General features: G+C 32.8%; 20 protein-coding genes. 3 read left to right on the top strand and 17 right to left on the bottom strand.

All coding sequences use genetic code 11. The features are described 5' to 3' along the window. The 5 genes from mrdA to purH form a co-directional block, all read right to left on the bottom strand. Positions 1–1,980 (bottom strand): penicillin-binding protein 2, encoded by a 1,980-nt coding sequence (gene mrdA, locus FLV_RS10115; RefSeq protein WP_243233544.1) that lies wholly within the window; start codon positions 1,978–1,980, stop codon positions 1–3. Continuing rightward, the gene (locus tag FLV_RS10110) at positions 1,977–2,483 is read right to left on the bottom strand and encodes a rod shape-determining protein MreD (protein WP_243233542.1); all 507 of its coding nucleotides are present in this window, start codon (positions 2,481–2,483) and stop codon (positions 1,977–1,979) included. Before FLV_RS10110 ends, mrdA begins: the two co-directional genes overlap by 4 nt. Then, a complete protein-coding gene (gene mreC, locus FLV_RS10105) occupies positions 2,476–3,306 on the bottom strand; it encodes a rod shape-determining protein MreC (RefSeq protein ID WP_243233541.1) in 831 nt (276 codons plus the stop codon). The genes FLV_RS10110 and mreC overlap by 8 nt, the downstream gene beginning before the upstream one ends. Before the next feature lie 105 nt (positions 3,307–3,411). Then, entirely contained in the window at positions 3,412–4,440 is a 1,029-nt protein-coding gene (locus FLV_RS10100; protein ID WP_007804822.1) for a rod shape-determining protein, read from the bottom strand. A 55-nt stretch (positions 4,441–4,495) separates the two neighbouring features. Continuing rightward, positions 4,496–6,022: a bifunctional phosphoribosylaminoimidazolecarboxamide formyltransferase/IMP cyclohydrolase gene (gene purH / locus FLV_RS10095; RefSeq protein WP_243233540.1), complete on the bottom strand. Its 1,527-nt coding sequence runs from the start codon at positions 6,020–6,022 to the stop codon at positions 4,496–4,498. A 165-nt stretch (positions 6,023–6,187) separates the two neighbouring features. Between purH and FLV_RS10090 the strand changes: the two genes are divergently transcribed. After that, positions 6,188–7,435 carry an ABC transporter permease gene (locus FLV_RS10090; RefSeq protein WP_243233530.1) on the top strand — a complete coding sequence of 416 codons (1,248 nt, stop codon included), beginning with the start codon at positions 6,188–6,190 and terminating at the stop codon, positions 7,433–7,435. 21 nt (positions 7,436–7,456) lie between these two features. On the opposite strand, the gene FLV_RS10085 is transcribed toward FLV_RS10090, so the two are convergent. The 4 genes from FLV_RS10085 to FLV_RS10070 form a co-directional block, all read right to left on the bottom strand. Next, the gene (locus FLV_RS10085) at positions 7,457–8,083 is read right to left on the bottom strand and encodes a hypothetical protein (RefSeq protein ID WP_243233528.1); all 627 of its coding nucleotides are present in this window, start codon (positions 8,081–8,083) and stop codon (positions 7,457–7,459) included. Positions 8,084–8,167: 84 nt separating this feature from the next. Further along, the gene (gene accD, locus FLV_RS10080; RefSeq protein WP_110346843.1) at positions 8,168–9,022 is read right to left on the bottom strand and encodes an acetyl-CoA carboxylase, carboxyltransferase subunit beta; all 855 of its coding nucleotides are present in this window, start codon (positions 9,020–9,022) and stop codon (positions 8,168–8,170) included. An 81-nt stretch (positions 9,023–9,103) separates the two neighbouring features. Then, on the bottom strand, positions 9,104–10,171 hold the full coding sequence (gene fbaA / locus FLV_RS10075) for a class II fructose-bisphosphate aldolase (RefSeq protein ID WP_243233516.1): 1,068 nt from the start codon (positions 10,169–10,171) through the stop codon (positions 9,104–9,106). Between the two features lie 59 nt (positions 10,172–10,230). Continuing rightward, complete coding sequence (locus FLV_RS10070) at positions 10,231–12,786, bottom strand: BamA/TamA family outer membrane protein (RefSeq protein ID WP_243233505.1); 2,556 nt, start codon at positions 12,784–12,786, stop codon at positions 10,231–10,233. Positions 12,787–12,823: 37 nt separating this feature from the next. Between FLV_RS10070 and FLV_RS10065 the strand changes: the two genes are divergently transcribed. Further along, positions 12,824–13,552, top strand: coding sequence for a TrmH family RNA methyltransferase (locus FLV_RS10065; RefSeq protein WP_243233503.1), 729 nt, complete (start codon positions 12,824–12,826; stop codon positions 13,550–13,552). 9 nt (positions 13,553–13,561) lie between these two features. Here the strand turns inward: FLV_RS10065 and FLV_RS10060 are convergent, their stop codons facing one another. From FLV_RS10060 to FLV_RS10045, 4 genes are all read right to left on the bottom strand, one after another. Then, on the bottom strand, positions 13,562–14,281 hold the full coding sequence (locus FLV_RS10060) for a porin family protein (RefSeq protein ID WP_243233501.1): 720 nt from the start codon (positions 14,279–14,281) through the stop codon (positions 13,562–13,564). A gap of 1 nt (position 14,282) precedes the next feature. Further along, the gene (ubiE, locus tag FLV_RS10055) at positions 14,283–15,014 is read right to left on the bottom strand and encodes a bifunctional demethylmenaquinone methyltransferase/2-methoxy-6-polyprenyl-1,4-benzoquinol methylase UbiE (RefSeq protein ID WP_243233497.1); all 732 of its coding nucleotides are present in this window, start codon (positions 15,012–15,014) and stop codon (positions 14,283–14,285) included. 555 nt (positions 15,015–15,569) lie between these two features. Then, the gene (locus tag FLV_RS10050; protein WP_243233487.1) at positions 15,570–16,052 is read right to left on the bottom strand and encodes a dihydrofolate reductase; all 483 of its coding nucleotides are present in this window, start codon (positions 16,050–16,052) and stop codon (positions 15,570–15,572) included. A gap of 11 nt (positions 16,053–16,063) precedes the next feature. Then, positions 16,064–16,408 carry a 2TM domain-containing protein gene (locus FLV_RS10045; protein ID WP_243233485.1) on the bottom strand — a complete coding sequence of 115 codons (345 nt, stop codon included), beginning with the start codon at positions 16,406–16,408 and terminating at the stop codon, positions 16,064–16,066. A 238-nt stretch (positions 16,409–16,646) separates the two neighbouring features. Between FLV_RS10045 and FLV_RS10040 the strand changes: the two genes are divergently transcribed. Then, the gene (locus FLV_RS10040) at positions 16,647–16,943 is read left to right on the top strand and encodes an isoamylase early set domain-containing protein (protein WP_243233483.1); all 297 of its coding nucleotides are present in this window, start codon (positions 16,647–16,649) and stop codon (positions 16,941–16,943) included. A gap of 50 nt (positions 16,944–16,993) precedes the next feature. Here the strand turns inward: FLV_RS10040 and FLV_RS10035 are convergent, their stop codons facing one another. The 4 genes from FLV_RS10035 to FLV_RS10020 all read right to left on the bottom strand — a co-directional run. Further along, positions 16,994–17,845, bottom strand: coding sequence for a thymidylate synthase (locus FLV_RS10035; RefSeq protein ID WP_243233482.1), 852 nt, complete (start codon positions 17,843–17,845; stop codon positions 16,994–16,996). Between the two features lie 360 nt (positions 17,846–18,205). Next, on the bottom strand, positions 18,206–20,071 hold the full coding sequence (locus tag FLV_RS10030) for an OmpA family protein (protein ID WP_243233471.1): 1,866 nt from the start codon (positions 20,069–20,071) through the stop codon (positions 18,206–18,208). 18 nt (positions 20,072–20,089) lie between these two features. Next, positions 20,090–21,007 carry a type IX secretion system membrane protein PorP/SprF gene (locus FLV_RS10025; protein WP_243233463.1) on the bottom strand — a complete coding sequence of 306 codons (918 nt, stop codon included), beginning with the start codon at positions 21,005–21,007 and terminating at the stop codon, positions 20,090–20,092. Positions 21,008–21,154: 147 nt separating this feature from the next. Beyond that, positions 21,155–22,863 (bottom strand): gliding motility-associated C-terminal domain-containing protein (locus FLV_RS10020; RefSeq protein ID WP_243233462.1); only part of this gene is annotated, 1,709 nt, incomplete at its 5' end.

Genomic DNA, 22,863 nt, shown 5'->3' with positions numbered 1-22,863 from the left:
TTAATTTCGTTTGATAGAATCTGCTTTAATTTTTGGAAATATTCTTTTGCTTTTGGCAATAGAGTCTTTTCGTTTAATTTCTAGCTTAGCAACATTTGCAATAGAGTCCTTTATTTTTAGTTCTTTTTTAATACTTTCCGAAAGGCCTCCTAATTTTGCATATTCACTTTGCAGGCTTTTGTTTAGAACTCTGACTTCTAAATCTGTTCTTGAAATTTTCCTTTTTAAATGTTTTTCAATCATTAAACTGGCAATAGGTCCTGCAATAGAAGCTCCAAAACCACCATTTTCAATCATAATCGCAATCGCAATTTTTGGATTGTCTTTTGGTGCAAATGCAACAAATATAGAGTGGTCTTCAAGTTGCACTCTTTTTCCGCCAATTTTAGCAAAATTTTCAGCTGTACCGGTTTTTCCGCAGATATCAATTCCTTCTACTTTTAGTCTGCTGGCTGTCCCCATGTTGTAAACATCAAATAAACCGCTTATGATAGGAGGGAAATATTTTTTATCAATTGATGTCGTATGCTTTGTTGTAAATTTTGAATCGATTTTTTTACCCTCAATTTTTTTTATGATATGAGGAGTGTAATAATATCCCTGATTCGCAATTGTTGCCATCATATTTGCCAGTTGAATAGGTGTCATTAAAACTTCTCCCTGACCAATAGCATTAGAAACGATTGCAGTACTTCTCCAGCCTCCATTTGGGTACATTCGTTTATAGGTTTTAGACGTCGGAATTTTTCCTCTTTTACCTGTTGGTAAATCATAACCCATAAATTGACCTAATCCAAAAGTTTTAAGGTGATTACTCCATACATCTACAGCAGCCGCAGGTTTGGTATATTTATTAATAGTCTTCATGTATGCTGTTGCAAAATAGGAGTTACATGATTGATAAATACCTCTGTGTAACTGTAATTGACCACCCTGACAGTGACATCTCATAAAACGGCCTCTACCATAACTAAAACCGTGATGACAGGCAACAGAAGTGTTTTCATCTATAACACCTTCTTGTAGTGCTACTAGACCTGTTAAAATTTTAAAAGGTGATCCCGGTGGGTATTCTGCCAGAAGCCCTCTGTCGTATAAAGGTTTTGCTATGGAGTCATGATATAAGAGTGTATAGTTTTTAGAACGCTGTCTTCCAACTAAAATTCCAGGATCGTATGATGGAGCGGTAACAAGTGCTAATATTTCGCCTGTTTTAGGTTCAATTGCTACAATCCCGCCTCGTTTATTAATCATTAATTCTTCGCCATATTTTTGAAGTTCAGCATCAATCGTTAAGGTAATATCTTCTCCCTGTACAGCAATAGTGTCGTATTTTCCATCTTTATAAGAACCAATCTCACGATTATATTTGTCTTTTTGGATGTATTTTACACCTTTTATACCTCTTAGAACTTCTTCATAACTTTCTTCAACTCCTTGTTTTCCAATTAAATCACCACTGTTGTAGTAAGGGTTTTTTGCAATCTGGCTTTCGTTTACCTGAGTAACACCTCCAAAAATATTAGCACCATAATCTACTTCATAATCACGAAGAGAACGTTTTTGAAAATAAAAGCCTTCATACTTTCGTATTTTTTCCTGAAAAGCAGCAAATTCCGTCTTGTTAAGTTGTGGCAAAAAAACAGAAGGGAGTCTTGGACTGTAAACTTTTGCTTTTGCTATTCTTTTCTCGTAATCTTCTTTTGTAATGTTTAATAGTTCGCAGAATTCGGTAATATTAAGATCTTCTTTAACATCTCTTGGAATTACCATGATGTCATAAGATGACTGATTTGCGACAAGTAGTTTTCCGTATCTGTCGTAAATATATCCGCGTTCAGGATAATCATATTTTATTTTGATGGCGTTATTTTCTGATTTTAATTTGAAAGAATCATCAATAATCTGCAAATAAAATATCCTGATCACTAGCAAAGATGCTGCAATAATAATTAAAGTGGGCAGCAGGACTTTTCTCATCGTTTATTTGGCTTAATAAGATATATGATTATTATAGAAATGAGTATGGTAAAAACAGAACTGAATAAAGTTCGGAGTAAGATATCCCAAATGAATTTAAATTGAAAAGCTTCCAGAATAAACAAGACTATGTGATGTAATAAAACGGAAACCAAAATAAATGAGAAGCGCTCAGGTGTTAAGGATTCGTTTAATTTTATAGTTTGATATTCATAACTTAACCCAAAAGAAAACTTAAAGATATAAGGTCTATAGTACGATAAAATTACACAAGCTGCTGCATGAATTCCTCCTGAATTACAAAACATATCCATTGTAAGGCCCAGTAAAAAACTAGAAAATATTAAACCGGATCGATTACTGTTTACAGGATATAAAATAATATATAAGATATACGGAAAAGGACTTATGTATCCTAAGAAATTCATATTGTTGAAAATAACAATCTGAATTGCCAGTAACATAATAAATCGAAAAATATTGACTAACAATGCGCTATTCATCTTTTTCCTTGTTTTTGTTTTCTAAATTAATAAGTTCTTCTCTGTCCTTACTTTTAATAATATAAACATGTCCCAAATTAGTCATGTCGTTAAATAACTTAACATTGATGGTATAGAAAGTAGTTTTTTTATCGGTATAAATTTTATCAACTGTTCCGATATTAATGTTTTCAGGAAAAATTACTGATTGACCTCCTGTAACAATCGTATCTCCTTTTCTAACGGAAGCCAGTCTCGGTACATCTGTCAACTGTACGAAGCCAGTGCTTTTTCCATTCCAAGTAAGCGAACCAAAGTGATTTGATTTTTTTATTTTGGCATTAATCTGTGATTTCATATTTAAAATACTAACCACAGTTGAGTAATTTGGAGATGTATTGTCTACGATACCAATAATACCTAAACTGTTAATTACACCCATATCTTGTTTAACGCCTTCTTTTGATCCGGAATTTAAAGTCAGATAATTTTCGTGTGTGCTGTATGAGTTGTGAATTACTTTAGAAACAATGATGTCAGCTGGTTTGACGCCTTTAATACTGTCAATCATTGGTGCTTTGGTGGTGTCTTCTATATTGAATAAAAGGCTTTTTAATCTTGCGTTTTCAAGTACCAGTTCGTCATTTTCAGTTCTCAAATTCAAATACTCATTTACGTTGTTTATTTTTTCATAAACACCGCCGCTAATAAAGTTAGCAGAGCTAATCATTCTGCTTCTGTGAAAAGAGTGAGATTGGATTGTGAGTGCCAACGAAATACCTAAAAGCAGCAAAAACAGCAATCGATTACTGTTTCTTATAATGAAATTAAAAATTTGCTGCATTTCTTGTTCGGTTATTTTGTTTCAGGATATGCTTTTGGGTCCAATTTTATTAGAGCCAAATGATTCAATTTGGCTCTAATTAAGAATGTATTGATTGTTTTTATCTTATTTGATTAAGATACTTTTGAATTTTGCAATATTTTTTAGTGCCATCCCAGTTCCACGCACAACTGCTCTTAATGGATCTTCAGCAATATAAACAGGTAAATCTGTTTTTTGCGAAATACGCTTATCAAGACCTCTCAACATTGATCCTCCACCAGCAAGATAAATACCTGTATTATAAATATCTGCAGCTAATTCAGGAGGTGTTTGAGATAAAGTTTCCATTACAGCATCTTCAATACGCTGAATCGATTTGTCTAATGCTTTAGCAATCTCACGGTAAGAAACATCTACTTGTTTTGGTTTTCCGGTAAGTAAATCTCTACCCTGAACAGACATATCTTCAGGAGGTCCGTCTAAATCTTCGATAGCAGCTCCAATCTGAATTTTTATTTTCTCTGCAGTACTTTCTCCAACAAAAAGGTTGTGTTGTGTACGCATGTAATAAACGATATCATTTGTAAAAACATCCCCCGCAATTTTTACAGATTTGTCGCACACAATTCCGCCTAAAGCGATAACAGCAATTTCTGTTGTGCCTCCACCAATATCTACAATCATGTTTCCTTTTGGCTGCATGATATCGATACCAATACCAATTGCGGCTGCCATTGGTTCATGAATCAGGTAAACTTCTTTTCCGTTTACTCTTTCACAAGATTCTTTTACTGCACGCATCTCAACTTCAGTAATCCCAGACGGAATACAAACAACCATTCTTAAAGCTGGCGTAAACATTCTTTTCTTTAAAGCTGGAATGCTTTTAATGAACATATTGATCATTTTTTCTGAAGCATCAAAATCGGCAATTACACCATCCTTCAAAGGCCTTATGGTCTTGATGTTTTCATGTGTTTTACCTTGCATCATGTTGGCTTCTTTACCAACAGCAATGATTTTGCCAGAAATTCTATCGCGTGCAACGATAGATGGGCTATCAATAACAACTTTATCATTATGTATGATTAAAGTGTTTGCGGTACCAAGGTCTATCGCAATATCCTCGGTCATGAAATCAAAAAATCCCATAAGTTTTTTAGGGGTTTAAAATGTTATAAATAATTATCGAACAAAGTTAAACAAATTAATGTTTAAAATGACGTGTTCCTGTAAATACCATTGCAAGATTATTTTCGTTGCAATAATTTATGCTTAATTCATCTTTTATCGAACCTCCAGGCTGAATTACTGCCGTTATTCCTGCTTTTTTGGCTAATTCTACACAGTCCGGAAAAGGGAAAAATGCATCGCTCGCCATGGAAGCTCCTGTTAAATCAAATCCAAAAGCTTTTGCTTTATCAACAGCCTGAACCAAAGCGTCAACTCTTGAAGTCTGGCCAGTTCCTGACGAAATTAATGTTCCGTTTTTTGCAAACACAATCGTGTTTGATTTCGTGTTTTTACAGATTTTAGAAGCAAAAATCAAATCTTCAATTTCAGAAGCAGTAGGTTCTGTAATTGTAACGGTTTTTAAATGCTCTTTAGTATCTGTAATATTATTTCTGTCCTGAATTAACAAACCATTAAGACATGTTCTTACTTGGCGGGATGGTAATTCAACATCATTTTGAACTAAAATGATTCTGTTTTTCTTTTCTTGTAAAACTACAATTGCTTCGTCGTCATAACTTGGAGCAATAACAACTTCACAAAATAATTTATTAATTTCCTGAGCTGTAGCTAAATCAATTTTAGTATTTGAAATCAAAACACCTCCAAAAGCAGAAGTTGGATCACAAGCTAAAGCGGCTAAATAAGCCTCGCTGATTGTTTTTCTTGAAGCTAATCCACAAGCGTTATTGTGTTTTAAAATAGCGAATGTTGGTCCGTCAGTTTTAAATTCGGCAATTAAATTTACTGCAGCGTCAACATCTAATAAGTTGTTGTATGACAATTCTTTTCCGTGAACTTTTTTGAACATAGCGTCAAAATCCCCAAAGAAAAATCCTTTTTGATGAGGGTTTTCACCGTATCTTAAAACTTGACCATCTGCAATACTTTCTTTGTAAATGGTTTCGTCTGTGTTGAAATAGTTAAAAATGGCACCATCATAGTGAGAAGAAACGTGGAATGCTTTTGTAGCCAACAATCTTCTGTTTTCAAGAGTTGTTGCTCCGTTTTGTTCTGTAATCAAATCTAAAAGCAAGCTGTATTCGTTTACTGAAGCTACAATTACTGTGTCTTTGAAGTTTTTTGCACCAGCACGGATTAATGAAATTCCTCCAATATCAATTTTTTCAATGATATCTTGTTCGCTTGCGCCTGAAGCAACTGTTTTTTCAAAAGGATACAAGTCAACAATTACCAAATCAATCTGAGGAATATCAAATTCTTTCATTTGCTGAACGTCACTTTCATTATCCTGACGATTTAAAATTCCACCAAAAATTTTCGGGTGCAACGTTTTTACTCTTCCGCCAAGGATTTCCGGGAATGAAGTAATATCTTCAACAGGAACTACCGGAATTCCAAGATTCTTAATAAAATCTTCAGTTCCTCCAGTTGAGTAAAGTGTTACGTTTTGCTCATGTAATTTTCTAACGATAGGCTCTAATCCATCTTTCGAAAAAACAGAAATTAATGCTGATTGTATTGTTTTAGTTGTGCTCATTGTGTAGTTATAATTTTCAGACTGCAAAAGTAGTTTTTTTTGATAATATATTTAAAGGAATTCTTGTAACATTATATTAAAAAAAACTACTGATGAGTTAGTTACCTTTTATTAGGTTTTTGATTTAAATTTATTGAATTTTACTTTGTCGAAAAAAATGAAAATATGCTACTTTATCTTAGGTTGTTAAAAGAAAGTCTGAGCTTTGCCATTAATGCTTTACGAAATAATAAATTACGTACGCTATTGTCGTTATTGGGTGTTACCATTGGTATTTTTTCGATCATTGCTGTACTTGCTGCTGTGGATTCTCTTGATAGAAAGATTTCTAAAGATTTGAGCAGTTTAGATAAAAATACGATTTATCTAATGAAGTTCAGCTTTGGACCCTCTGAAATTCCACAATGGAAAAGAGAGCAGTTTCCAAATGTGAAATACGATGAGTATATTAGTTTGAAAAATTCTCTTAATAATACAAATCAGGTAGGGTATCAGCTTTGGGTGAATAAAGAAACTTTAAAATATGATTCAAAGACGGTGGCAGATGTGAAGGTTAATCCATCTTCATTTGAGATGGGAGATATTGATGGTTTGAGTTTTGATAAAGGAAGATTTTATAATGAATCTGAATCGAATTCGGGAACAGCAGTTATAGTTTTAGGATATGATATTGCCGATGGACTTTTTGGTTCAAGTGATCCCATTGGTAAAAATATTCGGTTATACGGGCAGCGTTTTACAGTAATTGGAGTTATTGCAAAACAGGGAGCTGGTTTTTTTGGAGATAGTAATGATACATCAGTTTACTTACCGGCGAATTTTTTACGCAGGATGTATGGTGATAGTGATTCAATGACACCAATGATAATTTTGAAACCGGAAAAAGGAGTAGATATGGAGGCTTATAAGGCAGAAGTGACACAAAAACTTAGAGCTATTCGTGGAATGAAAGCAGGGGAGATGGATAACTTTTTTATCAATGTGCTTTCCGGATTTACTGATTTTATTGATGGAATTTTAGGTCAGATGAATGTTGTGGGATGGATTATCAGTGGGTTTTCTCTTTTAGTTGGAGGTTTCGGAATTGCGAATATTATGTTCGTTTCTGTAAAAGAAAGAACCAATTTAATCGGAATTCAAAAATCGCTGGGTGCTAAAAACCGATTTATCTTATTTCAGTTTTTATTCGAAGCCATAATTCTTTCTGTAATTGGAGGAATCATTGGCTTATTGATGGTTTGGGGAATTGCGTTTGTTTTAACAAAAGCACTCGATTTTGAATTTGTTTTAAGTTTTGGAAATATAATGTTAGGAACTTCTTTAGCGGGTCTTATTGGGTTAATTTCAGGTATTTTGCCTGCAATTTCGGCAGCTAATTTAGATCCGGTTGAAGCGATTCGAACTGGAATGTAGTTTTTGAAGATTTTAGTCTAATTATTGCAAGTTCGTTTTCTGTAATTTTGGTTTTATGAAAGGAAATCTAATTCTTTTTTCATCCCATTTAATGTTTTCTGAATTGTAATAATCATTGTTTTTCTTATACTTAAAAACAGTATCCTCCTCTTGAGTTGTTCTTCTTATGAAATATAAATCATCTTGGTTTAATGAAGATTCAATGGCATTTATTAAATCAAAATAATTTTGAGTTTTTAAAGTGTCTAATGAGGATGCTATAAAAGTTATATTTCGAAAATTATCCTTATAATTTAATTTTATAAAATCGGAAATCATATTATTTGGTATTTCTATTAAATCTTTTGGCTGTAAATTTATGAAATGAGGAATTGTATCATCAAACTTATGTCCACAGATTCGTCCAATTTTTTCTCTTTGAAAATAATAAATTTTTGAATCTTTATCAATAATAAAAGTATTGGTGCCGTAAAACAGCCAGCCTGGAATAGGGGGAGGTGGAGGGATATTTTTGTCTTTTGGTTTGTTGGAAATATTAGTGATAATATCTTTTTTGGATATTACATATGTAGTATTGCTAATTGTATTTTCCTTTTTGGAGCAATTAAGGAACAAACAAATTACAAAACCAATAAAAACTCTTTTCATACACTAAGATTTAAAATAAAGATATAAAAAAATCCCACCTGCAATTAAGCGGATGAGATTTTAATACTTTAATATTTTTTAAAACTATCTAATTGTATTATTCTGAATCAAATCAATATACAAGTTAATTTTATCTTTCAAATCTTTTCTTGGTGTAATAAAATCGAGGAAACCGTGCTCTAAAAGAAACTCAGCTGTTTGAAAACCTTCAGGTAAATCTTTTCCTGTAGTATCGCGAACCACACGCGGACCTGCAAAACCAATCAAAGCACCCGGCTCAGAGATGTTGATATCTCCCAACATAGCGTAAGATGCAGTTGTCCCTCCGGTAGTTGGATCAGTACACAAAGAGATGTACGGTAAGCCGGCTTCGGCAAGCTGTGCCAATTTTACAGACGTTTTAGCCAACTGCATTAAAGAGTAAGCAGCTTCCATCATACGTGCTCCACCAGATTTAGAAATCATTACAAAAGGCAGTTTGTTTTTGATCGCATGATCAATACCTCTTGCGATTTTTTCACCCACAACAGCTCCCATAGAACCTCCAATAAAGGCGAAATCCATCGCACAAACAACAAGTTCTTTTCCTTTTGATTTTCCTACTCCGGTACGAACAGCGTCTTTAAGATGTGTTTTTTCCATTACATCTTTTAATCGCTCTGCGTATTTTTTTGTATCGACAAAATGCAAAGGATCTTTTGATGTCATGTTTTTATCTAACTCAACAAATTCGTTGTTGTCAAATAAAATTTCAAAATAGATTGCGCTTCCAATTCGAACATGAAAATCATCTTCAGGGCTAACAAATAAATTTCTCGCTAATTCGTCAGCATCAATAATTTTTCCGGTAGGAGATTTGTACCACAATCCTTTCGGAACGTCCATTTTGTCTTCTGTAGCGGTCGTAATCCCTTTTTCCTGTCTTTTAAACCAAGCCATATTGAATGTTTTTTTTGTTTTAAGTTTCAGGTTTCAAGTTGGAAAACCTGAAACTTGAAACCTGAAACTTTCAACTTTTTATTATAATGTATTTACGTTATTCAAATCTGCAAAAGCTTGTTCAAGTCTTGCGTTGAATGTTACTTCGCTTTCACGAACCCATCTTCTTGGGTCATAATATTTTTTGTTAGGAACATCAGCTCCTTCCGGATTACCAATTTGAGATTTCAAATACTCAAGATTTTTAACCATATAATCACGGATTCCTTCAGTATATGCAAATTGTAAATCGGTATCAATGTTCATTTTGATAACTCCGTAGCTAATTCCTTCTCTGATTTCTTCAAGTGTAGAACCTGAACCTCCGTGGAAAACGAAATCTACAGGGTTATGACCTGTGTTGAATTTGTTTTGAACGAAATCCTGAGAATTTTTTAAGATTTTTGGAGTCAATTTTACGTTTCCTGGTTTGTAAACACCGTGAACGTTTCCAAATGCAGCAGCAATTGTAAATTTAGGGCTTACTTTAGATAATTCTTCGTAAGCATAAGCTACTTCTTCTGGCTGAGTGTATAATTTTGAACTGTCTACATCAGAGTTATCAACACCATCTTCCTCACCACCTGTAATACCAAGCTCGATTTCTAATGTCATGCCCATTTTACTCATTCTGGCCAAATATTCTTTACAGATCTCAATATTTTCTTCGATTGGCTCCTCAGACAAATCGATCATGTGAGAACTGAATAATGGTTTTCCTGTTTCTGCAAAATGTTTTTCAGATGCATCTAACAAACCATCGATCCAAGGTAATAATTTTTTTGCACAGTGGTCAGTATGTAAAATTACAGTTGCACCGTAAGCTTCCGCTAAAGTATGAATGTGTTTTGCTCCTGCGATTCCTCCCGCGATTGCTGCTTTTTCACCTGCATTAGATAATCCTTTTCCAGCGTTGAATTGTGCTCCTCCGTTAGAAAACTGAATGATAACCGGAGCATTAAGTTTTGCAGCAGTTTCAAGAACTCCATTAATTGTACTGGATCCGGTAACGTTTACTGCCGGAAGGGCAAATCCTTTTTCTTTAGCATAATTAAAGATTTCCTGTACCTGATCTCCTGTTGCCACTCCTGGTTTAATATTGTGTGCCATTGTAATTTTTTTTAGTTGTTTTTAGGTTTTTAGGTTGCAAAAATAAGAATTAATTAGCATTAGAACGGATAATTTATCCCAAAATTTAAAACCGAGTGCCCAAAATTGTACTCTCTAAACCAGCGATTACCCGGCTCATGCGCCGGATTATAAGTCTTAAAGCCTAAATCTAAACGAATAACAAAAAAACTTAAATCGTATCGTAAACCAAATCCGGAACCCAAAGCAATTTCAACTAAATCGTTTACGCCAGAGAATTTTGCCTTCTCGTCAGTTACATTATCGAGCACATTCCAGATATTTCCGGCATCTGCAAAAATCGCACCCTTAACATCTCCGAAAATTTTAAACCTAAATTCACCGCTAAGGGCAAGTTTCATATTGGCCTCATTAAAATCATTTACAGCATTTGTGCTTCCGGGACCTAAGGCGTAAGGCTGCCACGCACGATTGTCATTTGATCCTCCTGAATAGTAACTTCGCGAAAAAGGAATATAATCTGAGTTTCCAAAAGGAATTGCGATTCCAAAAAAGCTTCTTACCGCTAATACTTTTTCTTTTCCAAAATCCCAGTGTTTGATGTAGTCAAATTCGGTTTTTATGTATTCTGAATATTCCAGATTAAAGATATCGTAATTACCTCTGGAGTTTTTAGACAAATTTCCCACGCTTGAAATGGCAGATAATAAAGTTCCGGCTGACTCGATTTTAGTTTTAAACTGATAAAAAGTATTATCTGCTAAATCTTTTTTAGTCGTTTTAGTAAAGGTATAACTTGTGGACAAAATAAAGTCATTTTCGGTAAGTCGAACTCTTCTTTCTTCAATGCTTTCAACATTTTTATATTCTGAATCTGATGGTGTTAATGCTGTTCTTTTATTTATAACATCATTTGTGAAACCTGTTGTTCCCTCATTTATTTTCAAATTTCCGTTATTGTCAACATTAGATGCCGTAACATTATACACGTTTGCAATATTGTTTAATTCGTCATAAGACGAAGTATAGACCCTAAAATAATTATCAGGGTTTAGGTTGCGAACATATTGTGCATTAAGTAAGTCTAATTTTGCCGAATTGTATCTTTTTGGTGACCAAAGATAGGACAGGCCTCCTGTAAAGTTTTCTTTGTCCAGTCCGATGTTTCTTTGTTTAGAAAAACCAGCTGCTATGGATGTTGATGGAATCATACTTTTCGGGATGATTTTTTCAGTACCAAAAGGCATTAAAATTCTGGGAAAATTTAGCTTCATGTCAACCCCGTATTCTGAAACATTAAAGAAATTATCATTAGGATTGGCCATATCTTTTGAAGACCCCACGTTTACTCGTGCGGAAATTTCGAGAGTTTCAGCCCTGTTAAATACATTTCGAATCGTTTGTGAAATACTGGCTCCAATTCCAAAATCCTGAATATTAGAATGGGTCAAATCTAAAGTGGCACCAAAACTATATTTTTTTCTTGGTGTTAAATAAACTTTTGCAATTAACGATTGAGCTGTTGAATCTCGTTTGTCAACTTCATATTGTATGGATGGATAATTAAAAATTTTCAGATTGTTTAAATAACGCGATGAAAGAGTCGTTCTAAAATCGGCATAAGTGGCTCCTTTTGTTATAAAAATAGCATCTGTAATTGCACGTGGTTTGTATTTTAATCTATCGTAACTATACAAATTAAAGTTGTTGTAAGTCGTACTGTCCTTAATTTGGCTTTTTGCACGGGCAGGAGAATAATCGGTATAAATATTAACATCGCTTATTTTATACAATTTAAAAGGTTCTGTTCTGCTGGAATCCTTTTCTTGTATGCTGTTGTCTTTAATGATTAAATTGATATCGGCTTTGTTTTTTTTGCCAATGGTATCAACATCAAAAGTAACATACGTAGGCTGAAAATAGTAAGCACCGTGATTTCTGAAATAGGTAGTAATACGGTTTTTTTCATCTTCAAAATCGCTGGTTTTAAATTGATTTCCTGATTTTAATATAGAAGGTTCCGGATTTGTTTTATGTAATGAATCCAGTGCGGGTGTACTAATACTATGTTTGATGGAATCCAGAGTATAAACAGGCCCTGTTGTAATATTATAATTGATTTTTGCCCTTTTATAACCTATACTGTCAATGTCGTAATTGGTAGCTACATTAAAATATCCATTATTGAAGTAATAAGATTTTAAACGAAGTAAGGTTTTTTTAGTTTTTGAAGTATCAATAATTACAGGAGCTTCGCCGGTTTTTTTTAAGAATTCATGAATTCCTTTATATAAAAAAGATTGTCCAAGACGATCTACTTGTTTGGCAGATAATATTTTGGATTGACGCTCATATTTGCCCGGATTGTTTTTAAATTTTGCCTGATAGGTAGAATCAGGATTTAATTTTGCCAGATTGTATAAATTTAAGCGCAGGGGATATCCTAATAAATTATTGTTTGGCTTTTGATACATCTGATTAGAAGCAATTTCATCATTTGTAGATTTGCCGTTTACAATAATATCATTTTTTGTAAGTAAGTTTTTTCCGTCTGGAACTCTTTTCACAGCATTACAAGCGCAAATAAGTATTGCTATTAGGATAAATGCTGTTATTTTTGTAAAAATCTTTTTCAAGTGTTTTTAAATATTTAATTCAAAAGTACATTATTTTATGATTAGTAAAAACCAAATAAAACTTATATCAGGTTTACATCAAAAAAAGCAACGTTTTGCTAATCAATTATTTTTTGCCGAAGGAATAAAAGTAATTCAGGAATTGTTGCAGTCCAATTTTGAATTAGAATATTTATTTACCACGCAAAATGATTTCGAAACGGTTGAATTTTCAAAACGTATTCTTATTACAGAGCAAGATCTTAAAAAAATAAGTGCTTTGTCAACTCCAAATACATGTTTAGCTGTATTCAAAATCCCTGCCGAAAATCCTATAATCGACTCAGGCTTAATTGTAGCTCTAGACGATATACGGGACCCTGGAAATTTAGGAACCATTTTAAGGCTTTGCGATTGGTTTGGAATCCAGCAAATTATCTGTTCAAAAGAAACTGTAGATATTTACAATCCAAAAGTCGTTCAGGCCACAATGGGATCTATTGCCAGAGTAAATGTGAATTATGTTGATTTGAAATCTTTTATAACAAACGCAAAATTGCCTGTATTTGGAACTTTTATGAATGGTGAAAATATTTATCAATCTGCATTACCTCAAAACGGAATCATTATAATGGGGAATGAAGCCAATGGTATTTCGGCAGAGATTGAAAAAATAGTAACAAGCCGACTCACAATTCCAAGATTTGGTAAGCTGCAAAAAACCGAAAGTTTAAATGTAGCCACCGCTACCGCTATTGTTCTTAGTGAGTTTAAACGAAATAGTTAGGTTTTTGTTTTAGTGGAAAGTGAAATTTATTAAAATTGCTCTCGATTTCATTGAATCTATATTGTCTGTCCAAGGACTATTTGGGTTTTCAGGTGTTTTATTATCACGAATTAATTCATCAGTTATGCCAAACATGCCTCTGATAGAAGGTGAAAAAATAAAATATTCTGAAAAAATATCAATACCAAAACCGATTTCATAAGCAGAGCTCCATGATTTAGTTCTAAACGTGCCTTCAAAATTATCATCCTTAGATTTTGAATTACTCGATAAATTTAAAGTGGTTGAAAGCCCACCGGTTAAATAAGGACGAATATTTCCGGTACGCAAAGCTGAAAACTTCAATAGTAACGGAAAATGAATATAAGTACTATTGACTTCTCTTAAATAATCATTTTCCGAATTTCCGACTCCCGGAAAGTGTAAATCTCGTTTTGTGTAGTATAAACCAGGTTCGAAACGTAAGTTGATATATTCCTGCAGCCTTAAATCTGCAACAACCCCAACATTAAATCCTGTTGTTTTTTTTACCTGAATATCCTGTGCAACTTCTTTATAATCAAATTTGAAGTCAAAACTGTTAAAACCTAAATAATACCCAAAGTACAGGCGTTGCTTTTGCCAGTTTTCCAGGTTAATAATAGGATCTTTGCTAAACATGCTTTTAGCAAATTGTGAGTATCCTTGTGTCGATAATACTAATAAAATTAAGACTACTGTTTTTTTCATACTATTTTTTAGAAGCAGAATATATGGTTGCAACTCCAAAAGTTTGAGGCATTGCCACAACATCTATAAACCCAATTTTTCTTAAAATATTGTTCAGGGCTTCTCCATACGGAAAAGCTGCTGCAGATTCTGATAAATATCCGTAAGCAGAATTATCTTTCGAGAATAATTTTCCTATAATTGGGAGTATGTTTTTAGAATAAAAACGATATCCTTGTTTATAAGGTGTTTTCACAGGAACAGAAGTTTCTAAAATTACAAATACACCGTTTGGTTTTAAAACTCTTAAAATTTCAGCAAAGCCTTTTTCTAAATTTTCAAAATTTCTAACGCCAAATCCAACTGTTATAGCGTCAAAATAATTATCCTCAAAAGGCATGTTTTCAGAATCGCCGATGATTAACTCAATAATGTCTGAAAGTTTTTTTTCTTCTACTTTTTTTCTTCCAACTTCCAGCATTCCGGCAGAAATATCTAAACCAATAATTTTTTCGGCATTGCTTTGTGCCATCAAAATTGCCAAATCTCCGGTTCCGGTAGCAATGTCAAGTATGATTTTTGGTTTCGAATCAGAAACTATTTTCAAAACTTTTTTACGCCATTTTACATCTATTCCAAACGAAATTACACGGTTTAAATTATCGTAGTTTCCTGATATAGTATCAAACATTTGTGCAACTTGTTCTTTTTTGCCTAATGTTGAGTTTTTGTACGGAGTTATTTTTTCAGACATTTTTTTTATTTACGCAAATATAACATAAAGTATTTAACTGCAATTGTGTTTCTTAATTAGGATAGAAAATGTTTTTTAGATATTAGGGATTATTTTGTAAAATCACTAAAAGTGGGTATTGTAGGTGAAGTATTTATTGGTCAATTTAGCATCTGTAAAAATGTTAATATTTTTTCAATGATAAATAGAGATACAATGACCCAAATCAAATGGGTGCTTCTTGTGCTTAGCATCTCGTTTGTTCTTGTAAGCTGTTTTGAAAGTGCTGTTTTTGAGAGCAGTATTATATTTAAAGTGCAAAATACGTTCTTAGGATTAAATTTGTTTTTGGAAATTTTAATTTTCTTTGCCTTTAGTACCTTCGTGGTATTTGGTATTAAGGGTTTTTTTGAGATGTACTCTCAAAAAATATCAAATGTTATCATATTCCTCTCAGGAGTATTTTTAATATTTGTAATTTTTATTTTATGTTATCAAATATTGTTTCTGGAGTAGGTCATTGCTCTAATCATTGGATTAAAATAAAAACATCCTCAAGCAATTGAGGATGTTTTTTTATTTTTTAATGTATGTTTCATAAGTATAATCATAAAGATGGGTTTCGTCTTTGAGATTTTCTTCAGATTCTACTAACTGCCATTCTCTTTCATTGATTTTAGGAAAAAATGCATCAGCGTCAAAAGCATGATGTACGCGTGTTATTTCAATTATGTCAGCATATTGTAATCCTAAGGTATAAATTTCTCCACCTCCTATAATATAAGAATCTTCATTTTCCGGGCAAAGTGCAATCGCTTTTTCAATATTGTCAACAACTGTACAACCTCCCGGGTTATAGTTCTCCTGGCGGGATATTACAATGTGGGTTCTGTTAGGTAAAGGTTTTGGAAAGCTTTCAAAAGTTTTTCTTCCCATTATGATGTGGTGATTGGTAGTAAGAGATTTAAATCTTTTGAAATCATTTGGGAGATGCCAAACTAATTTGTTTTTTTTCCCCAGGGCATTGTTTTCGGCAACAGCCGCTATCATTATAAGCATAGTGTATTAAACTAGATTTTATTTTCAGGATTGTCGTTGATAGAGGATTCTAATTGATTGATTCTCTTTTGTTGAAGAGCAATTAATCGGTCAATCTGCTCTCTTTCCCATTTCTTGTTCATAAATCTATCCGTAATATAGATTTTTATGAAGTGCAAAATAAAGATAAAAAACCATAAAGTAATAATCCAAATGCACCAATTTTGCTCTGTTCCAATGCTAAAACCAAAAAATCTATTAGCCACAAATAAAAATAAACTCCCTAACAGAAAAAGAACAAAATGAAAATATAGTATCTTTTTTTGTCTGATTCTTTTACGAGCGTACTCGTATTGTTCATGCGCTTCTTTTTCCATAATTATTTCAAAATAAGGTTATAAAGTTATAATTTATTTTGAAAACACGCTATTTTGGATAAATAATATTTGTTTCGAAATTGGCTGAAAATCCGAAAAAATAAATTTAGAAGCTTAAAAATAGTAATACTATAAAAATAATGTTTGTAATTGCTATTATCGTAAATCATATTAAGAAGCATTGTTTACTCAAATGATTTTGCGAACTTTGATGTATAAACCTAAAAGTTAAATAGTTATGTCTTTAAAAAAGCAATTTATAAAAACGAAGCCAGTTGTTAAAGTTACTTTTTCAATTGATGCCAAAGACGCTGATTCAGTAGCAGTAGTAGGAGATTTTAATAATTGGAACATAGAAGAAGGAACTCTCAGTAAGCTAAAAAATGGAACTTTTAAAGCTACTTATGATTTGGTAAAAGATGCTATTTATGAGTTTAAATATGTAGTAGACGGACTCTATGTTAACGAACCTGAAGCAGATTCTTATAAATGGAACGATTTTGCAGGAAGTGAAAATAGTGTGATAGTAGTATAAAAATTAATAAAAAAAATCGCTTGAAATTTTCAAGCGATTTTTTTTATTAATTATACGGCAACACTTCCTTTTATCCCTGCATGAGGTTCGTAATCTAAAAGCGTAAAGTCATTATAGTCAAAATCAAAGATATTTTTGATTTCAGGATTTAAAATCATTTTTGGTAATGGTTTTGGCTCACGGGTTAATTGTAATTCCAATTGCTCAAAATGATTGTTGTAAATGTGTGCGTCGCCAAAGGTATGAATGAATTCACCATATTCTAAATCGCAAACCTGGGCAATCATCATAGTCAATAATGCATAAGAAGCAATGTTAAAAGGAACGCCTAAAAAGATATCTGCACTTCGCTGGTATAACTGACAGGAAAGTTTTCCTTTTGTTTCGCCTTTTTCAATATCTGGACTTGTAACATAAAACTGAAAAAAAGCGTGACAAGGTGGTAAAGCGGCTTTGTTATTAGCAACATTTTCTTCAAAAGTTTTTTTTGTGTCCGGTAAAACAGAAGGGTTCCATGCTGAAACCAACATTCTTCGGCTATTAGGGTTTGTTTTTAGTTCTGTAATCAATTCAGAAATCTGGTCGATTTCTTCGCTATTCCAATTTCGCCATTGATGTCCGTAGACAGGTCCTAAATCACCATTTGAATCAGCCCATGCATCCCAAATTTTCACTCCGTTTTCCTGAAGATATTTTATATTGGTATCACCTTTTAAAAACCAAAGTAATTCGTAAATGATAGATTTTAAATGTAGTTTTTTGGTTGTAACCATTGGAAATCCTTCACTTAAATCAAAACGCATCTGGTAACCAAAAACACTTTTTGTTCCTGTTCCTGTTCGGTCTCCTTTTTGGTTTCCGTTTTCTAAAACGTGTTTTACTAAATCCAAGTATTGTTTCATAGCTTATTCGTGTAGTTGTTTAACTGTCGAGTTTTACAACGTTTTGATGCGAGTTAATTTAAATTCAAATTTAGGATATTGTTTTTAAATTCACTTGGTATTATTTTAAATATTTCAGGTTTTAACTTATGTCCTTTTTTAATTGTATTGAAAGATGTTCTTATTTTTAAGTTTTTTATTGCCGTATTTTATTGGTTTTTTAGCAAAGTGGTTTTTGTATATTGTATTGAAAACTAATATATTAGTTACTTTTCAAGATTATAATTTTTTATGAAAAAGCTATAGTTTTGAAAAGTTTGCAGAGACTAAATAATTAAGGAATGCTTTGTTATTTTTAAAATAATGCTTTGTAATCGTTTATTACTTCACCAATAGAAACTCAGACCTTCTATTTATAGCATTTTGTTCTTCTGTACAATTATTTTTACAATCTATTTTGAGTTCAGTTTCTCCAAATCCTTTACCTGAAATGCGAGATGCATCTATTCCTTTTGAAATTACGTATTGAACGGTCGATTTAGCTCTCTTATCTGAAAGGTTTAAATTGTATTTATCATCTCCTCTTGAGTCTGTATGCGATTTTACATAAATCTTTAACGTATCATTTTGTGACATGACATAAACTAGCTTGTCAAGTTCCTCGGCTCCCTGTTTGGTGATGTTACTTTTATCAAAATCAAAATAAATTGGATTTAAAATAATTTCAGTTTCGGTAATAATGACATCAATAGGCTTAATAGAAATATTAACAACAATAGTGCCTCCGGTTAATTTTTCTAAAGAAGTTTTGGCTGTAACATAACCATCTTTATAGGCTTCAATTATGTATATTTTTTCGCAGTCAACATCATAAATTACCTCACCATTTTCATTGGTTACCTGAGTTCCGATTACGTTATTGTTTTCATCCAAAATAAGCACTTTTGAATTTGGTAAAAGTGAGTCGTCATTCAAATTCTTAACCACAACTTTTATTTTGCCTTTGCAAATTGGTATTGAGGAATAAATATGATCTTCGCCAGATCTGTTGCTGGAAAGATAACCTAACTTCCGGGTTGTATTATATGTCAATGCAAAATCGTCTTTTTCAGTATTTACTGGTTTCCCTGCGTTGATTGGGAAATCATTTTTTTTCAAATCCACAATAAATACATCCAATCCTCCAAAACCGGTTAACCCATTGGAAGCAAAATACAGTACATTATCATCTGTTATAAAAGGGAAATTTTCATCTCCGGGAGTATTAATTTTATCTCCTAAGTTCTCGGGAGTCCCATACGTTCCATCGTTATTTACTTGTACTTTCCAAATATCTGTCCCGCCTATTGAACCTGGCATATTAGATGAAAAATATAAAGTTTTGCCCTCTTTGTCAATTGATGGATTGCTGGTTGAGTATTTTTTATCATTAAAGGGCATTGCGGTTATTGCATCCCATTTTTCATTTTTTTTTGTAGCTTTAAATAAATGGACTTGTCCAAACTTTAACCGTTTAGCATTATTTTTTTCATATAGTTTAGAATTAAAACTTTCGCTGGAAAAATAAATAGTATTCCCATCTGATGTTATACTTACAGGTCCTTCATGATATGTGGTATTCAGCTCTGAAACAGGCGTAGGTTCAGAAAAACTTCCATCAGCTTTCAAATTTGATTGGTAAATATCTAAAAACACCTCTTCATTCCAACCGTATTTTTTTCCACTATCCTTTCGTGCACTAGAAAAATATAAAGCATCACCATAAAGTGCGGCTCCAAAATCAGATTTTTCAGAATTTATATCTAAAAATTTTACTTCAAAAAGTTTGTCTTTTTCAATTAGACTTGGTAAATAATCTGGATTTTTATTAAATGCTATAGCTCGTTGATCAGTTGGAGCTTTTGCTGCAAAAACCTTCATTTGAGTATTGGCTTCTTCGTACTTAATATTTGCTTTTAGCATTTGCGCATAATTAAAATACGTTTCTGCATCTTGCTCTGTTTTTATAGCCATAGCATACCATTTAGCAGATTCAACGGTATTAAACATATTATAATAACACTCTCCCAATTGCTTGTAAACATAGCCATCAGACTTTCCTTTTTCGACTAAAAGAGAGTATTCTTTAGCGGCTTTAACATATTCAAACCTTTCAAATAAATTATCGGCAACTTTTGTGAATTTGTTTTGTGCCCAAAGTGAAAAACCTGAGAGTATAAAAAATAATAGTATATTGATTTTTTTCATTTTGATTAGAATATGATATTAGAAAAATCTAGGAGATCGTGAAACTTTTTTGACAGGTAAAAAGTCATACAATAGAATTATCTCATGAGATGAAGAGGCAGAAATGTTTAAGTCTGAAATAATGTGGTCATAAGCATACCCTATTCTTAAATCGCGAGTAACGTTAAAATTGACTAGCAAACCAAAGCTATCTTGCAGTCTATAAGTTGCGCCAAATTCAACTTTTTCCTGATATAAAAAATTAGAAGAAACATCCAGTGAAGCGGGAACATTAAATGCTGATTTTAATAAGAAAGATGGTTTAAATTTTAGATTTGGATTCAGATCAAAAACATAACCTCCAGTCAAAAAATAATGAGATACATCTGAACCATATTTTTTACCATCATAATCCAGGTGAGCTGATTTTATTAAATTAGGCACTGAAAATGAAACATAATATTTGTCGGTGTAATAAAATACACCAGTTCCTATATTTAAGGTCACATCATTACTGTTTTTGCCAAAAATCCCTTCTGAAGGATCTGGTAACGTTGGAATGATTTTGGAGAAATCAACTTTTTGAAATGTCGCTCCTGCTTTAATTCCAAACGATAAATTACTATTTTCACCTAATCTTAATTTATAGGCAAAATCTCCATAAACATTTTGCTCAGTTATTGGCCCAATTTCATCAGCAATAATTGATAACCCAAGTCCAATATTTTTTCCAGCAGCCCCTTCTCCGTAAAAAGTAAAAGAAGTTGGTGCGTCTTCAATATTCATCCATTGTTTCCTATATAGTAGTCCAAAGGTAAGATGCTCTTTTGTTCCTGCATAAGCAGGGTTAATAACATTCATATTATACATGTATTGTGTATATTGTGGATCTTGTTGTGCCTTAAGATCAATAATAAGAACTAAAAACAATATGGTAGTCAGTAAAATTTTATTCATAGTCAGTAAAATTTATTTTTTAGTGGTTGTATTAAATTACCACCTTAATGTTTATTGGTGTTTGCATAAGTAAAACCATTATTAATTGAGATTTTACTTATAGCAGTTTTTCTAAAAAAAAGGAAGCCTAATCTTAAAATGGGTTTATTAATTGTCTCTAATTAAATAAATCCAGCCTGTTTTTGATTCACCATTGTTAAATTCTATAACATAATAATACGTGGCGCTTGGAAGTGCTTCACCATTATTCGATTGCCCATTCCATTGATCAGTATAATTAGATTGATTGTATACTCGAATTCCGTACCGATTAAATATTTCCAACTTTTTTACTTCCATTAATCTTAAATCAAAAAAATCATTTAAACCGTTTCCATCTGGAGAAATTCCTTTTTGAATTTCACAGTAAATAGATTCTATCGTGATTCCTGAAGTCGTTTCACAACCAGTTGTATTTGATTTTATGGTAAGGTTATACACTAATGGAAAAGTTTCTGTTTCGGCGGTAGCGTTTACAACATCAGTTACATTTAAAACTTTTGAATTGGTTCCGATGATGTTTTCGTTTTTATCTTTCCAGATATATTCAACATTAGTAGGGTCATATGAATTTGATAACGGACTAGCAGTTATTTCATATTTGTTAGATTGACAAGTCCAAGACGATTCAAATTGAATATCTGATGGTATTACATTTATTAATTGATCAGAACCAAAAGTTTCACAAGTAATATTATTCTTGTTTCGAACACTTATCTTATAGTTGGCTGGTACCAAATTTGAAAATACTGGATTGTTCTGATAACCATTGCCAATGCTATATTCTACATCAGGCATACTTACGATTTCTATTGTTCCAAAAGGAATGTTACAAGTAGGCTGAATTACATTTAAAACAGTTGGATTAACAGGTAATAAAGGATTTGTATTTATAGTGGTTGCGCCTGTTGATGTAATTGAACAAGTTCCGTCCAGAGTATTTCGAACATATAGGGTGTAGTTGTTTGGTGTAAGTCCGGCAAACACATTTGAGGTTTGATAAGTTGTCCCATTCAAACTATACTCCATTCCGGTTTGGGAAGCAATGGTAATTGTTCCTGTTGGAATGGCACAAGTAGGCTGTACAACATTTGAAGCTGTTGGGATTGATGGAGCAGTTGGTACCGGATTGATTTTTACAGTTGTTGCTCCGGAATTAGTAGCACAAGTTCCGTCCAGAGTATTTCTAATATATAATGTATAGTTGTTTGGAGCAAGTCCTGCAAATATATTTGAGGTTTGATAAGTTGTTCCGTTCAAACTATATTCCATTCCGGTTTGAGAAGCAATGGTAATTGTTCCTGTTGGGATGGCACAAGTAGGCTGTACAACACTTGAAGTTGTTGGGATTGATGGAGCAGTTGGTACCGGATTGATTTTTACAGTTGTTGTTCCGGAATTAGTAGCGCAAGTTCCGTCCAGAGTATTTCTAACATATAATGTATAGTTATTTGGAGCAAGTCCTGCAAATATATTTGAGGTTTGATAAGTTGTTCCGTTCAGGCTATATTCCATTCCGGTTTGAGAAGCAATGGTAATTGTTCCTGTTGGAATGGCGCAAGTAGGCTGTACAACATTTAAGGTTGTTGGGATTGACGGAGCAGTTGGTACCGTACTGATTTTTACAGTTGTTGCTCCTGAATTAGTGGCGCAAGTTCCGTCGAGGTTATTTCGAACATACAGGGTGTAATTATTTGGAGCAAGTCCTGCAAATATATTTGAGGTTTGATAAGTTGTTCCGTTCAGGCTATATTCCATTCCGGTTTGAGAAGCAATGGTAATTGTTCCTGTTGGAATGGCGCAAGTAGGCTGTACAA

Origin of the sequence: Flavobacterium pectinovorum (assembly GCF_022802975.1) — a bacterium.
Taxonomy (GTDB): domain Bacteria; phylum Bacteroidota; class Bacteroidia; order Flavobacteriales; family Flavobacteriaceae; genus Flavobacterium; species Flavobacterium pectinovorum_B.
Note: the sequence above shows the minus strand (reverse complement) of the source record. Positions and strands in the feature narration are given on the sequence as shown.